At 70.1% G+C, this 15120-nt stretch carries 13 protein-coding genes and 1 pseudogene; 8 read left to right on the top strand and 6 right to left on the bottom strand.

From position 1 onward, the window contains the following. Nucleotides 1-149: 149 nt before the first annotated feature. Entirely contained in the window at nucleotides 150-335 is a 186-nt protein-coding gene (locus RH94_RS38045; RefSeq protein ID WP_073946617.1) for a hypothetical protein, read from the bottom strand. 174 nt (nucleotides 336-509) lie between these two features. Between RH94_RS38045 and RH94_RS38040 the strand changes: the two genes are divergently transcribed. The 3 genes from RH94_RS38040 (at nucleotide 510) to RH94_RS38030 (ending at nucleotide 4963) form a co-directional block, all read left to right on the top strand. Then, entirely contained in the window at nucleotides 510-4064 is a 3555-nt protein-coding gene (locus RH94_RS38040) for an NACHT domain-containing protein (RefSeq protein WP_073946616.1), read from the top strand. Nucleotides 4065-4259: 195 nt separating this feature from the next. Beyond that, nucleotides 4260-4601 carry a hypothetical protein gene (locus tag RH94_RS38035; protein WP_073946615.1) on the top strand — a complete coding sequence of 114 codons (342 nt, stop codon included), beginning with the start codon at nucleotides 4260-4262 and terminating at the stop codon, nucleotides 4599-4601. 62 nt (nucleotides 4602-4663) lie between these two features. Beyond that, the gene (locus tag RH94_RS38030; RefSeq protein ID WP_073946614.1) at nucleotides 4664-4963 is read left to right on the top strand and encodes a hypothetical protein; all 300 of its coding nucleotides are present in this window, start codon (nucleotides 4664-4666) and stop codon (nucleotides 4961-4963) included. Nucleotides 4964-5254: 291 nt separating this feature from the next. Here the strand turns inward: RH94_RS38030 and RH94_RS38025 are convergent, their stop codons facing one another. Next, nucleotides 5255-6337 carry an integrase core domain-containing protein gene (locus tag RH94_RS38025; RefSeq protein ID WP_073946613.1) on the bottom strand — a complete coding sequence of 361 codons (1083 nt, stop codon included), beginning with the start codon at nucleotides 6335-6337 and terminating at the stop codon, nucleotides 5255-5257. 72 nt (nucleotides 6338-6409) lie between these two features. Then, on the bottom strand, nucleotides 6410-6643 hold the full coding sequence (locus RH94_RS38020; protein WP_079188910.1) for a transposase: 234 nt from the start codon (nucleotides 6641-6643) through the stop codon (nucleotides 6410-6412). A 356-nt stretch (nucleotides 6644-6999) separates the two neighbouring features. On the opposite strand from RH94_RS38020, the gene RH94_RS38015 reads away from it, so the two are divergent. Beyond that, nucleotides 7000-7869, top strand: a complete 870-nt coding sequence (locus tag RH94_RS38015) for an IS5 family transposase (RefSeq protein WP_073952837.1) — start codon at nucleotides 7000-7002, stop codon at nucleotides 7867-7869. Between the two features lie 73 nt (nucleotides 7870-7942). Continuing rightward, on the top strand, nucleotides 7943-8239 hold the full coding sequence (locus RH94_RS38010; RefSeq protein WP_067040005.1) for a hypothetical protein: 297 nt from the start codon (nucleotides 7943-7945) through the stop codon (nucleotides 8237-8239). 603 nt (nucleotides 8240-8842) lie between these two features. Here the strand turns inward: RH94_RS38010 and RH94_RS38000 are convergent. Next, a pseudogene (locus RH94_RS38000) lies at nucleotides 8843-9103 on the bottom strand (IS3-like element ISMyma3 family transposase); the annotation flags it as partial. Nucleotides 9104-9512: 409 nt separating this feature from the next. Between RH94_RS38000 and RH94_RS37995 the strand changes: the two are divergent. Further along, entirely contained in the window at nucleotides 9513-11078 is a 1566-nt protein-coding gene (locus tag RH94_RS37995) for a hypothetical protein (protein WP_073952834.1), read from the top strand. 195 nt (nucleotides 11079-11273) lie between these two features. Here the strand turns inward: RH94_RS37995 and tpg are convergent, their stop codons facing one another. Then, complete coding sequence (gene tpg / locus RH94_RS37990; RefSeq protein WP_073952833.1) at nucleotides 11274-11831, bottom strand: telomere-protecting terminal protein Tpg; 558 nt, start codon at nucleotides 11829-11831, stop codon at nucleotides 11274-11276. 6 nt (nucleotides 11832-11837) lie between these two features. Continuing rightward, nucleotides 11838-14072 (bottom strand): telomere-associated protein Tap, encoded by a 2235-nt coding sequence (tap, locus tag RH94_RS37985; protein ID WP_073952832.1) that lies wholly within the window; start codon nucleotides 14070-14072, stop codon nucleotides 11838-11840. A 241-nt stretch (nucleotides 14073-14313) separates the two neighbouring features. On the opposite strand from tap, the gene RH94_RS37980 reads away from it, so the two are divergent. Further along, nucleotides 14314-14727, top strand: a complete 414-nt coding sequence (locus tag RH94_RS37980; RefSeq protein WP_073952831.1) for a hypothetical protein — start codon at nucleotides 14314-14316, stop codon at nucleotides 14725-14727. 5 nt (nucleotides 14728-14732) lie between these two features. Next, on the top strand, nucleotides 14733-14921 hold the full coding sequence (locus tag RH94_RS41080; RefSeq protein ID WP_158073138.1) for a hypothetical protein: 189 nt from the start codon (nucleotides 14733-14735) through the stop codon (nucleotides 14919-14921). Nucleotides 14922-15120: the final 199 nt, after the last annotated feature.

The raw sequence follows: 15120 nt of genomic DNA, 5'->3' as shown, positions 1-15120 counted from the left end.
ACCACAAACCTCATAGCGCCCCAACCGTCTCACTGGACTTGAAATCTTCCGACCCCCGAGCAGCTGGACGCACTACGGAAGCTGGGCATGGAGTGGGCATGACGCCATCACTGTTCGGCTGCTGAGCCAAATGCTCTGTCGATCAGGCGTCAGAAGGGATAGAGCCGGCGCAGCGCCTTGAGGAGGGTGTTCATGGTCGTGCGGGCTGCGGATCGGCGGTAGGCGTGGCGCGACCAGATCGTCGGCAGCACCACTCCCGCGAAAACCATGACCGTGCCGAGGAGGACGAGCAGGCCGACGGGGCCGAGGGTGTCGAGAAGGTCGTGCAGCATCATCGTGTGCTCCGTTCATTCGTCGGTGACGGGAGCACCTTGCGCCGCCCGGGCAGCCGGTGGTGGAAGCTGGGTCGAATCGGGATACCGGCCTCGTCGCCGCAGGTTGCGGCCTAGGCTGGGGGCCGGAACGCGGGGCGTCCCGGGACGTTCCGGGACGTCGGGGAGGGAGCGGCGTTGCAGCGGGGAGACGAGGCACGGAAGCAGTTCACCGCCTGGCTCCGGGAGGTGCACTGGGCGGCGGGCACGCCCAGCGTCGCGAAGCTGGAGCGGACGAGCGCCCGGAACCCGGCGGCCGGCGGCCGGGCCCTCAGCAGCTCGGGCGTCCACCGGCTCCTAAAGGGCGATTTCGTCAGGCCCCCGGACTGGGACGCCGTGACGGCGTTCCTCGACGCGTGCGTCCGCTGCGCCCCGCCCTCTGATCCGGTCAGCGGCTCCCTGGTGGACCGGGAGCTGTGGCGGAACCGGCACCGGCAGCTCGTCACGCTCCTCGAAGCGGCCAGGGACGATGGCCGGGACGGCAGCCGGGACAACAGCCCGGGCGACGCCGCCGAGGACGAGCGGGACGCCGCCACCGACCGGGCGCTCGCGACCTACGCGCGCCGCGTCCGGGAGACGTACGGAAGTCTCAACCTGGAAGTCCTCACCCCCGACAACGACCAGAGCACGCAGCCGAGTGTCGAGCTGCGCGAGGTCTTCGTCGTGCCGACCGTCCGGGCCGACCCGCCGCCGGTGGAGCTCTCCCGAGAGCTCATGGGCCAGCTCCTCAAGGGCGAAGAGCTGGCCGCGGACGGGGAACTGCCGCCGGGGCTCGACCTGGAGCTGCTCGACTCCCTCGTGGAGGCGTACCGTCGGCAGCCCGCTGAGCATGTGCTCGACGTCCTTGCCCGGGAGGGGAGCCAGCGGGTCGTGCTCCTCGGCGACCCGGGGGCCGGCAAGTCCACCCTCGCGCACTACCTCGCGCTCGCCCTGACCGGCGGCCTGCGTCCCGACGGGGCCCTCGCCGGCCTCGCGGGCCGGATCCCCCTCATCGTGGAGCTGCGGCACTACGCGCAACCGGCCTGGCGGCAGCAGACGTTCGCGGAGTTCCTCGCACACCTGTGGACCACCGAGGGGATGGGGCTCCCGCTCCCCGTCCTGGGCCGGCTTCTCGACGAGGGACGCGTCCTCCTCGTCTTCGACGGGCTCGACGAGATCTTCGACCCGAAGTTCCGGGCGGAGACGGCCCGCCGCATCGCCGGGTTCGCCGCCCACCACGAGCGCTGCCGGGTGATCGTCACATCCCGGGTCATCGGCTACCAGCGGCAGACGCTGGGCGGGGCGGGGTTCGCCCACTACATGATCCAGGACCTGGACACCCCTCGTATCCACGAGTTCGCGCGCCGGTGGTACGAGACGGCGTGCCCCGGACAGCCCGCGCTCACCGAGCAGCTCCTCACCCGGTTTAAGGACGCGGTCGCCCACTCGCGGTCGGTGCGCGAACTGGCCGGGAACCCGCTTCTGCTGACCGTCCTCGCCATCCTCGGCCGCCGGCAGACCCTCCCCCGCGACCGGAACGGGGTGTACCAGCACGCCGTCACCGTGCTCGTCGCCCGCTGGGACCGGGACGCCAAGCATCTGACGGCCCCGCTGTCCGGACCGATCGCCGAAGCCCTCGACCTGCTCGGCCAGACCGAACGCCTGGAGATGCTGCGGCTCCTCGCCCGCAGGATGCAGGAGGGATCAGGCGGCATCTCGGGCAACTACGTGCCCGAGGCGGACATCGAAGACGTCTTCCGCCAGTACCTCCAGCTCTGCGACGTCCGGCCGGACGTCGCGCGCCGCGCCGCCCGCGCCATGGTCCAGCAACTCCGGGAGCGCAACTTCATCCTCGCCCGGTACGGCGGGGGCGCCTGGGGCTTCGTGCACCGCACGTTCCTGGAGTACCTGGCCGCGGCGGACATCGTCCACCGCTACGAGCACGAACGGGAGTGGACCCCCGAGGCCCTCGTCTCCGAGGTCCTCGTCCCGAGGGCCGAGGACACCACCTGGCACGAGGTGATCCTGCTGCTCGCCGGGCAGCTCCGGGAGCACGACACCGGGACGCTGGTCGACAGCCTCGTCCGGCCGGTCCCTTTCACCGACCGCGGGGAGCGGCTCGTCCTCGCCCTCCGGGCGCTCGCCGAGGTGAAGAAGATCGGGGCGCTGAGCACCCAGAGCGTCGCGGTGGTCGACGGGATCACCCAGTACCTGAGCGCGAGGACCGAGAGCTTCGGAACGTTCTTCCTCGACGCGGCGTACTTCGCGGCCGAGAGCGTCACCCCGTCACTCGCCTCCTTCGGTGAAAACTGGGCGGGGCGCGACCGCTATCTGACCTGGTTCCACGTATGGGGTCAGTTCATCGAGTCCCGCGTCCCCGTCCAGCTCGCCGGTGCGCTGCACCGTGACTTTCCCGCCGTCATCGCGTACGCGCGGTTCGCCCGGTCCGCGAACGCCCGCGCCGGAGCCCTCGCCGTCCTGGGCGAACGGTGGCCGGCGAGCACCACCGTCACGGAGGCGATCAAGACGAGTGCCGTGCACGACGAGGTCATCGTCCGCATCGCCGCCCTGCAGGCCTTGGGCGTCCGCCCGGTCGAGCACGAAGAGGCTGCGGAACTGCGGCTGTTTCTCCAGGCCCGCGCCGTCGGCGATCCCACGCCAGGTGCGCGCAAGGCGGCGCTGAGCTGTCTGGCGCGCCGCCACCCGGACGACGAGACGGTGCGCTTCCTTCGGTGGCGGGCGCGGGAGGACGTCTTCGATGCGGTACGGGCCACGGCGGCGAAGCTGCGGGCCGAGTTGATGTCGGAACCGGAGGAGGAGGGCGGCGGGGCGCGACCGCTTCCCGCACCGCGCCACCCCGCCGACGCTCCCCGGAGAGACGACACCATGTTCGGCTCCGAGTTGACTGCGGGAACGGCGATGGCGGCCTGGCGGTCCCGCCAGTACGGCGAGCTCAGCACGCTGCTCGAATACCACGAGGTGATGGGCGACAAGGAGACGCTGACCTCGTGGCTGCGGGGGCATCCCGAGGACCTCCAGTTGCTGATGCGGGACGCCCTGCGCTTCGCGCCCGCCGACGGGGCCGCGGAGACCGCTCTGCGCGCCATCGGCCACAGCCTCAGCACCGAGGCACGGGACTTCCTCATCGACTGCTGCCGGTCCTCCCGCCACATCCGCCTGCGGCGGACCGCGATGCATGTGCTCGGCGAGACCTGGGGCGGCGATCCCGCGGCGACGGCCGCACTCCTGGAAGGCGCGAAACGCGGTCCGGACCCCAAGCTCCGGGTGGCCGCACTCCAGTGGCTGACCGAGCGCTGCGCGCACCTCCCGAAGGTCCGTGAGCTGCTGTACCACTGCGCGTCGGCCGATCGCGACCCCGCGATACGCAACCACGCCCTGCGCTGGATGGCGCGGTGGTGGCCCGACCATCCGGAATACACCGCTCTCTTTGTCACCGACCCACGAGCGGCGGACGCGCCCGAACCCGAACGGCGCGCCGTGATGCTCCAAGCGCTCGCCGCCGGCGGGCACGAGGCGGAGTTCGAGCGGCAGCTCGCCCGGGAGGAGGTGCCCTGGATCCAGAACCAGATGCGGCACGTCGAGCGGCTGCGGACGGCTCCCGCAGCCGCGGCCCCCGCCGTCTTCCACGAGCGGCTACTGACCGGCCTGCGGCAGCTCCTCAAGGCCCGGGCCCGGGCCGGGAACGCAGGCTAAGCCGCCGCGACGCCCGGCGTCGCCCCGCTCCACCTGGAAAAATGCGGGCATGGCGAAGCACACCGAAGCAGCACTGGACTGAGCAGCCCGCTCCCACGGCAAGCGCGTACGGGACTTCTCAGACGAACAAAAAGCCGTGTGCTTCGCCGCCGCGGCCCTCGCCATCGAAGACCTCTGAACCGCACCCACTACTACGTGCAGGACGTGCAGGACGCCGTGGAGGTGTTCTGGACCGCCTGGAAGAGGGAAGTCGGCACCGGCCGTCTCGGAGCAGCGGGGCGGCGTCCCGGAGACGGCCGCGGCAATCAGGGCGGCGGGCACAGCCGCGCGCGCCGCGAGCGTGCTGTCGCCATAGTCCTCGCCGAACTTCGGCAGGCCGGCGGATACCGGCGTGGCATGGCCGCCTACCTGGCCCGCGAGTACGGCGGCGCTCAACGCAGCTGGCAGCGGGCCATGGCCGAGGCGCGCGCCCAGTTCGAACTCGGCCAGGGACACGGCCGTGTGGTCGAGGGCGCGGCTGGACAGGTGGTGTCCTGACGGCCGGAGGGCTACCGCCGCTCTGTGCGCTGCGAGCGATCCGGCGTAGGGAAGGGGAAGTCATGACGGCACAGAGTTGGCAGCTCACATGGGGGGACGCGCTCATTGGAACGCTGACACGCGAAGGCGTCGACATGTTCTGGACCGACTGTCGCTTTGAGCCTGCTTCTGCCTGGGAGACCGTTCGTCCGCTGTTCGAAGCGTCGCGGGACGCCTGGAGGCGTGATGACGAGGAGGCCGCTCTGGCTGCCGACCAGGCGATTTACGAGGCAGAACTCGTTCTCGTCCCTGACGACGGAGGGGCGCCCATCACGGAATTCCTGCTCCGTATCTCAGAGCAGACCGCACGCTTCCGGTCCTAGCCACTGGGCGCGGCGGCCCCTCCTGGAGACCTCAGCGGAGCCTCGAGTCGACCTGACCGGGCCTCTGAACAACTACGGCCCTGGTGACGGCGGCTCGCGCGGCACGGCGCGCGGCCCAGCACGACCGACGGGCAGCATCCGGGTGGGCTTGTCAGTCCCAACTCCTAAGCTGATGCGAATGTACACATCGGTAGGGCGGAGGGCTGCATGGCGACGCACTTGACCAGGGATCAACGTCTGACCTTGATCAGCAAGTGGAAGAGCCTGTGCGTGCCGACAACCTCCGTCACCCTATGCGACCTGCGCGTACTCGTGGATAAGGCCGCCGATGCGGTCACGTCGGAGGATGCGCGATAGGGCGTCGACGGCGTGTGGTTCGGGCGCGCCGAGGCCGTCGGGGCACCGTTGTCCCAATGATCGGTGAGGCCGATGCTCGTTGTGGTGATCGGCGTACTCACCGACGATGAGCCGCAGGTGCCGCTCCCCGGTGATCAGGACGCGGTCGGTGGCCTCGCGCCTGCAGGATCCGACCCAGCGCTCGGCGATCGCGTTCATCTGGGGCACGCCCGGCAGGATGGGCACGACCCGGGCACCGACGGCGGTGAAGACCGCATCGAAGCCCTCGGTGAAGTAGCCGGCGTTGTCCCGGATGAGGAATCTGACGCCTTCGCCGCGCGTGTCGTCCCAGCTCATCAGGAGGTTCCGGGCACACTGGGTGGCCCACGCGGCGGTGACGTGCCGGGTGACGCCGGCGATGTGGACCCGCCGGGTGCCGTGCTCGACGAAGAACAGGACGAACAGGCGCCGCAGGAGAACGGTGTCCACGTGGAAGACATCGACGGCGAGGATCCCGCGGGCCTGAGCCTTGAGGAACCGGGCCCAGGAGCGGTCGGCGCGCTGGGGCGCCGGGTCGATCCCAGCCTCTTGGAGGATCTTCCACACCGTCGAGGCGGCGATCTTCCAGCCCAGGTTGAGCAGTTCGCCGTGGATCCGGCGATACCCCCACCCGTCATTCTCGCAAGCAAGGCGCAGCACCAGAGCACGCAGCGCCTCGGGCTTGGCCGGACGGCCCGGGCCTCGGTGCGGATAGGTCCACTTCTTCGCGACCAGTCTCGCGTGCCAGCGCAGCACGGTACGCGGGGTGACCAGCAGCTTCAACGATGAACGGTGACGCTTGCTCAGCAAGCGGAGCAGGGCGGCGAGCACCGCGCGGTCCCCGCGGGTGAAGGCTGGCTTGGGGCTGCCGCGCTGCAGGACGGCCAGCTGGTGCCGGAGCACCAGTATCTCGGCATCCTTGGCCGCGGAGGAGCGGGCCAGCAGGCGCAGCCAGCTGAGCAGGAGGCAGCCGAATCGGTAGACCAGACGGAACGTCACGCTTCCCAAGCCTGCGCCGACGGGCTCGCGAACACCTTCGATGTGATCCCATCGTGACTCTGAAGCCACAGCTCAGCACAGGTGACAGGGTTGTCGGCACCCACAGGCCCACAGCCGGAACCGGTCATAGACCGTCGACCAGGAGCCGTAACTCTCCGGCACGTCCCGCCAGGGGCTGCCGGTCCGAAACCTCCACATCACCGCGTTGAAGTAGCGGCGCAGGTCAGGAATCGGCCCGGACACCCCCAGCGGCAGGTGCGGCTCGATCAACTCCCACTCTGCATCGGTCAGATCGCCACGCGTCACGCGTCCGGTCTACCGCAGCCGACACCCTCGCGGAGCGGGAATGGCCGATCCAGTGATCCGAACCCCGCACAGACCCTAGTGCCGCAACAGGCAACGTTCGCCCGTCAAGGAGCGGCGTCCGGTGCGTGCTCTGGGGGTCCCCCCTGCTCGAAGAGCTTGGGGGAGTGCCGCCCGGAAGTCCTCGTACTGGATGTACTTGGGCTTTCGGGCGGTGCGGCGAGTGGGGGTCCCCCCTGCTCGAAGAGCTTGGGGGAGCGTGCCGGGCGTCGCGACGGGGCGAACGTTGCTTGTTGGGGCTCTAGGCCGTGTTTTAGGTTCGGGTTCCGTTTCATGCCTCGTGCCGTGATGATCACCGTGTGGGGCGTGGGGATCTTTCTGATGAGCAGTGGTCGGTGCTGGAGTCGTTGCTGCCTGCGGCGGGTGTGAGTCGCAGGTGGCCGGGGCGGCGACGGCTGGTGGATGGTGTGCGTTGGCGGGTGCGGACGGGTGTTCCGTGGCGTGACCTGCCGCCCGAGTACGGGCCCTGGCAGACCGTGTACGGGTTGTTCCGGCGATGGCAGCGGCAGGGGGTGTGGGCCCGGCTGCTGACGCTGTTACAGGCGCGGGCCGATGAGGCCGGGCTGATCACGTGGGAGGTCAACGTCGATTCCACGATCTGCCGGGCTCACCAGCACGCGGCCGGTGCCCGCCGGGACGGCGCGGGGCAGAAGGAGGCGCCCGGTGGTGTCGCCAGCGAGCCCGACGACCACGGGCTGGGCCGGTCAAGGGGTGGGTTCACCACGAAGCTCCACCTGGCCTGCGAGCAGGGTCAGAGGCCGTTGTCGCTGCTCGTCACCGCCGGGCACCGGCACGACAGCCCGCAGTTCCAGCCGGTCCTGGAGGCCATCCGGGTGCCTCGGACCGGTCCTGGCCGGCCGCGGTCCCGGCCGGACAAGGTCCGGGCGGACAAGGCCTACGGCTCCCGCGCGAACCGCGCCTACCTGCGCAGACGCGGCATCGGATGCACGATCCCGGAGAAGGCCGACCAGGCCCGCAACCGCAAGAAGCGTGGTTCACGAGGCGGCCGACCGCCGAAGTTCGACAAGATCGACTACCGCGAGCGCCACGCGGTCGAGTGCGGGATCAGCCGTCTCAAGCAGCACCGGGCAGTGGCCACCCGATTCGACAAGCTCGCGGTTCGGTACGAGGCGACGGTGCACGTCGCGGCGATCCACCAGTGGTTGTGAGCCGTCGGGCGGCCCGGCGGCCGTGCCATGCTGGCCACCGGCACTTCGAGCAGCACACGCATGGGGAGGTCCGGTGGCCGCTGATTACTACTGCGCGGACAGCGAGAACGGCGACCACGTCGACGACCCGTCCGAAGACGCCCTGTTCGAACTGGTCAGCGACCTGAACGGCACAGACAACACCTTCGTCGTCATCCAGCCCGATGAGGACGATCCCGCCTGGTTCGCGTCCGTCGCCGTCCTGGAGACGGGCGGCTACGAGATCGTCCGGCGTGACACCAGCCGCCGCGAGCACGACGTCACCGTCGAGACAAGCATCGACCAGATCGCGGGCGACCTCACCAAATGGCTGGCCACCCGCGCTACCTAAAACACGGCCTAGTCCGAGTCCGACGACGTGGATCGGCCCGTACGACCTGAGCCGCTGCTGGCCATGAGTACGAACTTGGCCGCTCCCAGCATGATCGCGGAAATGACGCGGACCCAGCGGGGGCCGCCGAGAGTCCCCCAAACGACGCAGACGAAGCCGCCCAGGGCGAGGGCAAGAAGACCGAGCACAAGGAAGATTTCCACAGCCTCATGCTCGCAGTGCGGGTGTTCCGTGACTGTCCTATGCATGTCACGACCTGGTACCGGTGGCGCGAGGCCTAAAACAGCGTTCTGCAACACGCTTTCCAACTGTCCGCGTGACCGTACGGGGGCGTCCGTGGGGTTCACGCGGTAGGTCAGAGCGGGTGCGCGTACTGCGGTGAACGGTGGCAGCCGTCGGCGCACTGAGGGTTTTCAGGGTGGCCCCCGGACGGGTGACGGCGGGACCGTAGGCAACGGACAGGGCTCCCGTGCCGTTGAGAGAGGTGTCTAGGTCTCAACTCTCCAGCTCAAGATACCTGTTGGTCCCGTATCCTGCCTGTGAGGATTGGGGTTGCCGTCCCAGGGTGCGGCCTGGCCCATATCCTGCCTGGCTCGCTGTGTCGAAGAAAGACGCCGCGGTTCTGAGGAACTCGTTCGCCCGCTCCAGCTCGGCGGACCCCTCCGCCGTGGTACCGGGACGGGTGCCGGCACCGATCTGCTCCTGCCGCACCCACTTGCGCAGCGTCTCGGCCGTCCCGATGCCCAGCTTCTGGGCGACCGCTCTCATCGCGGCCCACTCGGTGTCGTACTCCGGCCGCACCTCGGCGACCATCCGCACCGCACCACGGCACAGCTCAAACGGGCACTGGGAAGGACGTGCCATGACTCGATCCCCTCAAACGATCAAGTCCCCACCAAAAACCCGGAACGGTTCAACCAGCCTACTCATGTGACAACTGTCGCGCCTCGGCTCAACCAATTGCGACTGGAGCGGGCGGCGTCGGCGGCTCGGGGAAGCTGGGCAGCGCCTGCCCGGAGGTATCTCCTTGCCTGTAAGGGCAGTCCACGTCACCCATCTGCCTTTGCCGGTGCAGGTACCGGTCCCTGAGGCTGCCCCGGTGGTCCTTCCGGTGTGCGGACAACGGCTGTAGGAAGACCGCATGCGCACTCACGGACACAACCACTCGTCCTCCGCCAGGAACACGGGTAGAGCGGCGCGCCCCCCTTTCCCGCCCCCCGCCGCCCTGTTGCCACCCCTTCTAGCCCTGCAACGGACAGTGGGAAACGCGGCGGTGACGCAGGCGATCCAGCGCTCGCGCCACGAGATCGACCACGTCCACCAGCAGACCGTGGGCCCCGTGGCGGGCTCCGACAACGGAACGGGCGTCAAGGTTTCGCACCAGGACGACCCCTACGAGCGCGCCTCCGCCGAAAATGGCCGCCAGACGGCCCGAGGCGGCACTCCTGAACTCGCGGTGGCCGGAGCCCACGGCCACGACGGAGCCGTGCAGCGCGCGGCTCAGGCGTCGGCCGTACAGCGCATGGAGAACCCGCCGCGGGGCCGCCGGGGCGGTAAGGAGGGGGACTACGAGGCCGACGTCTCCTCGTCCGGATCGGACTATGAGGACAACGACTTCTCCTCCGGATCGGATTACGAACGGCAGGGCGACAGTTCCCCGGAGCGGGAGACCTTTGCGCCACATGTCGGTCCCGGCCGCTCCGCGCAGTACTACATGGAGGGCCTATCGAACCCGTATCGGCAACGGCGGTTCGTGTTCGAGCCGTCCTCCTCCAGCGACGAGGAGCGCAATCCGCGCCAGCACCCTGCCCCTGCCCCTGCCCCTGCCCCTGCCCCACGTTCGCAACTGGCGGACCGGGTGCGCGACATCGTGTACCGGCATGTCGTGGAGAACACCGAGGGCAGCCTGGAGGATATCCGCACATGGGCCGACTATGCGGCCGACGCTGCTTCCGTCATGGCCCGGATCGTAGCCGCCGAGTACGCCGACGGCAGCGTGGAGGCTACGGACTTCCTGTCCCGCTATCCGTTGGTGTACGGGGAGGTCTTCGCAGAACACTCGCAACTCCTTTTCGTGGAGCAGGATGCTCGGATGCTCACGGGAATAGTCATGAACCGGATCCGGGAGGAACAGCTCCAGAACCAGGCGGCGGACCAGCGAAGGCTCCCTCGAATGCCGGAGAGCCAGGCCCTGAGGCCGCTGCGGGCCCTGCTCATGCGAGAACTACTCGACAACAGCGACAAGAAGTTGAAGGTCACGCTCGTGGTGGACGCGGGAAGCCTCCAGCAGGGCGACGTCGGTCATGCCTGGATCGAGATCACCGGATCAAACGGGGAGCAGGTCTCCTTCGGCTTCTACCCGGCCGGCGAGGAACTCGAATTGCTCGGTGACGTGAAAGGCGGCGTCGAGTGCCCCGACTTGCACGAAGATTTCACCCACAGGGAATCGAAGAAGGTCAAACTTGACCAGATCGTCAACGGTTACCGGATCGCCCACGAGAAGGCCGAGGCCGCCTACAACCTCACCCAGTACAACTGCACGACTTTCGCGGGCCAGGTGTGGAAGGCCATGACCGGCCAGGGCGTCCCCCAGAACCTGCTCACCCTGAACGGCCTGATCGGTATGTTCGTCCCGACCCCCGGCGCCGCGGGCGCCGGCCTCGACAGGCGCCAGGTGCCGCGGCTGGTGCGCAGGCGTGAGCGCCTCCGCGTCACCGCTCAAGGCCCCCTGCGCGCCATGTTTCCCGGCGCCGGCGACGCGGACGAGGTGGCCGACCGGATGGCCCGTGCCGGGCTCTCCCAGAGCAGCGAGTCCGAGTCCTCCGAGGAGGTGGACTGACCGACGCGGCGGGTGGCGCCCCGGCAGACCTGAGGCACCACCCGCCGCCCGGCCGGTCACCAGTTCTGCCGTGAGGCCCCTGACCTGCCCTGAGCCGTCGACGCCGCCCGCTCCAGTCGCCAACTCACACACCCACTCGCCGACTGAAGTGCTCAGTCACACCCATCGGTCCGGGCACGCGGTGTCCGGGGACACCTACAGGTCGAACTCCAGATGCTCGATGTCCGTGAAACGGACCTCCTCCAGTTGGCCGGCGCGGCGGCCGCGGTCCTGGAAGTACACCTCCTTGAGCGCTTCGGCGGCGATCTCCCGCAGACGCTGGTCGGACGCTCCCTGCTCCTGGGCGTCGAAAAGGCGGGCGGCGTACTGCGGCGGCAGCGCCACAGTCAGGTGGCGCAGCCGGTCCTCGTCAGTGGAGCCGATCGGCGCGGTGTAGCCGATCCGGGCGCGGGTGTCGATGACGATGCCGCCGGTGGTCGCCGCCTTCTGCCGGGCCTTGGCGCGGATCTGCGGCTGCCACCGGGCCCTCACCTCCCGCTCCATACGCGCGGCGAGGTCGGCACGGGGCTTCTTGATCTGGTCCTTCACGTACCGCTCGACGGTGCGCTGAGACACCCGGAGCAGCTGGGCGACGGCCTTGGTGCCCTTGAGCTGCTTGACCAGGTACCGCATCTGCGCGCCCGCGCTCTTGGGCAACGGACGCGTGAACGCCCGCTGCACCGCCTTGTCCAGGCCCTCCCCGAACACGCTCATCAGCTGCTATTCCCCGTCGTCCTTGTTGGTGATCTCGCCGGTCTTGATGTACCGGGCGAGGTTGAGCTCCTGGCCGTACTTCTCGCGAACCTCTTCACTCCACAGCACGGTCTGGGTGCCCTCGTGCTTGACCATCCCGGGCGAGACACCGAGCCGGAAGCCGCCCGGCAGTGGCTTGCCGTCCCGGTAGGGCAGGAAGTCCAGCGGGGAGGGGCCGTCGGAGGCGTACACGGCGCAGTCCGAGAGGATCGCGGCCGGGTACTGGCCGGTGAACGCCGCATGCTTGATGATCTTGCGGTGCATGTTGATCCGGGTGCGGGAGATGACCGCGGCCCGGATGTCCGGGCGCCACGTCGGCCGCTGCAGGGCCCGCCAGGGCCGGCCGGGCTTCCAGCCCTCGCCGCGGGGGCGTTCGCGCAGCTTGCCGATGCCGCCCTTCACGGTCGCCTTGATCGCGGACACGACGATCACCATGTGCGGGTCGCGGCTCTTGTAGCCGTCCATCGCCGCCAGGAACTCCTCCGGGCTCGCGTCGGCGGGCACCCCGAGGTCGGCCATCGTCGCCACGTAGGCGTCGCGCAGCCGGTTGTACCAGGCGTCCAGATAGCGGCCGTTCTCGTAGCGGACGTACGCCTCGATCGGGGTGACGTCGTAACCGAGCTCGACGGCGTAGGCGACGGTCGGCGTGGCGTACCAGGCAGGTCCCGTCGGCCGCTCACCGGAGGGCGTGAACGGGCTGGGCAGCAGGCCGGCCTCCAGCTTTGCCCACTCCTTGCCGGCCTTCACGTGGGAGAGGTCGACGTGGGAGAGGTCGACCAGCCAGGAGCCGGGCAGCTTCGGGTCGAAGACCGGGTTCTTGACGTGCGTTGGCGCGCCGAGGCCGACGGTCAGGCCGTTGGCGCCTGCGGCGAAGGCCATGTTGACGTCGATGCCGACCAGGAACCTCTTCGTGCATTCGGCGTCGGTGAGCGGACGCGCCCAGTCGTACGCCTCCTCCACCAGGACCTCCGCCGGGGTCCGGCGGTGGAACCGGGGCAGGTCCTTGAGGAGCGGGTGCCCGTCGGGGACCTCGCACGGCGCCGGGTCGACCGGGTCCTTGCCCAGCGAGCCGGGGTTGTGCTCGGAGTGCCGCTTGCCCGTCCCGTCCGGCTCGGAGGCGCGGGTCGGCGGGTGGAAGGCGGTCATCAGCTCCAGGCCGGTCACGGCGGTCGACCCGCGCGGTGTCATCACCCGGGCCGCGTAGGTGCCCAGGAGGCGGGCGAGTTCCGCCGGCGGAAGCTGGGCGGCATTCGCCCAGTGGCGGGCGTCGAGCGCGTGCCACGACGGGATGCACAGCTGCACGCAAGAGCGCTCCGCACCCTGTGCCGGGCGGTAGATCCGCGCCCACGGTCCGAGCCCGCGCTTGGTCAGCTTCCAGTCCGCGCGCGCCAGCTGCTTGATGACCTTGTGGCCCTCCGGCAGCCGCCCCGCCAGGCGCTCCTCCTCGGTGAGGGTCACCGGCAGGCCGTAGCGCTCGCACGCGGCCTCGGTGAGCACGAGCAGCGGGTCGGCGTCCTTGCCCGGCCCGACCAGCTTCGACTGCCCCAGTTCCGCCTCCTTCAGCGTCCAGTCGATCAGGGACGGCAGGGACTTGGCGGCCACGTCCAGGACCAGGCCACCGACGCAGTACGCCAGGACCCGGCCGTCTTCGACGTCGACGACCGCGAGCGGGCCGTTCGCGAAGCGCGGGTCGGCACCGCCGACCGGGGCGTCGGCCGGGGCGGCCTTCTTCACGCCCGGGTGGCGCGACACCGACGGCGGCCTGGGGGTGCGCACCGGACGCGACACGGCAAGAGGGGCGGTGGTGGCGGGGCGGGGCGGGGGGTTCTCGGAAGCAGTCGTGGCCGCAGCGCCGGAGGCCGGGGAGGCGGGCAAAGTCCGCGGTTCCGGTGCTGGGGCGGGCGTGCCGGTGGACGTCTTGGGTACCACCGCCTCCCGGGCGGGTGCGGCTTCGCCGGCGGGGGCGGGGTAGAGCTGTGCGAGCTGCTTGAGCAGCCGCGCGTAGGCGTCGCGCTCCGGCGGTCGCGGCTCGGTCTTGCCGGACTCCCAGCCGCTGACCGTGGCGCGGCGCACCTTCAGGGCTGCGGCGACCTCTTCGACCGTCAGGCCGTGGGCCTTGCGCAGCCGCCTGCGCTCCTCCGGCGGCGGCAGCGGAGCGCGGGACGCCACCAGCGCGTCGACCGCATCGAACAACTCGGACACGGAACACCTCCTGGGCGCCAGCCTACCCCGCGGACCGTACATATCACGCACTTTCAGCGTACGTTTCGTGCACAAGAAGCAGGGAGGTCTGAGGCGGCGAACGGTGCCCCCTGCTCGCCCCGGTGTCCTGTCTCATCGGGCCTTGACCGGTCTCACCGAAGTTTGACGACCGTCCTGTTCGTCTCATCGAAGTCTGGTCATCACTAGGGGCTTGTGGACCAGGCCACGTACCCTCGGCTCCGTGCCCCGCCATCCGAAGAAGCCCCGTCGGCTGATTGCCGACGGGCGCGCGTATCTGTGGACGCTCCGTCACAGCCACAGCGTGGCGGGCAGCGGCCGGTCATGCTGCGAGACCCTCACGCTGTACCCGCAGCCAGCCGGCACTGGCGGCCCACTGCGCATCGTCTTCACCGAGGGCCCCGGCCGGTACGTCCCGGGCGGGGCTCCCCTGGGCTCTGGAGACGTGGGGTACATCCGGGGCGCCTCCCTGAACCTGCACGAACCCGGCGCCGTCCGAGCCCTGCTCGACGCGGCGTCGACCCGCGGGTGGCAGCCGGAGGGACGGCGGGTGACGGAGATCGACGGCTGGTCCCTGCTGGAGGCGGCAGCCGCCGCGCGGGCCGGGGCCACCGGCCCCGCGGGCCCGAAGGAGTGACTCCGATGACTTCGGTGGTCCTCGAACCGGCCCCCTCGGGCACGGTCAAACTCCGTCGAGACGGCACATCTGGGAACGCCCGGGCGCTGAGCGCGCGCACTGCGGCGGTCTGCCGCTCCACCGCTTCCGCGATGGCCGGGTCCACCCGGCGCGGCAGGGTCACCTCCTGGTGCGCGGCGAGCGCGCGGCGGTAGCCGTCCGACGCGGTCTTCCGGGTTCGCCCCAACCCGGCGGGGGCGGCCGCTGCTCCGGGGCGATGTCGGCCGGCCCGAGGTTCAGCGCCGTCCCGGGGGGGCGAGGATCCGCGGCACGCGCACGACCGTGCGGCCGCCAACTCGTTGGCGGCCGCGATGACACGGGCCTACTCCAGCCGGACCTTCGTTGCGGCGGGGG

Origin of the sequence: Streptomyces kebangsaanensis (genome assembly GCF_001906585.1) — a bacterium.
GTDB classification, from domain to species: Bacteria; Actinomycetota; Actinomycetes; order Streptomycetales; family Streptomycetaceae; genus Streptomyces; species Streptomyces kebangsaanensis.
Note: the sequence above shows the minus strand (reverse complement) of the source record. Positions and strands in the feature narration are given on the sequence as shown.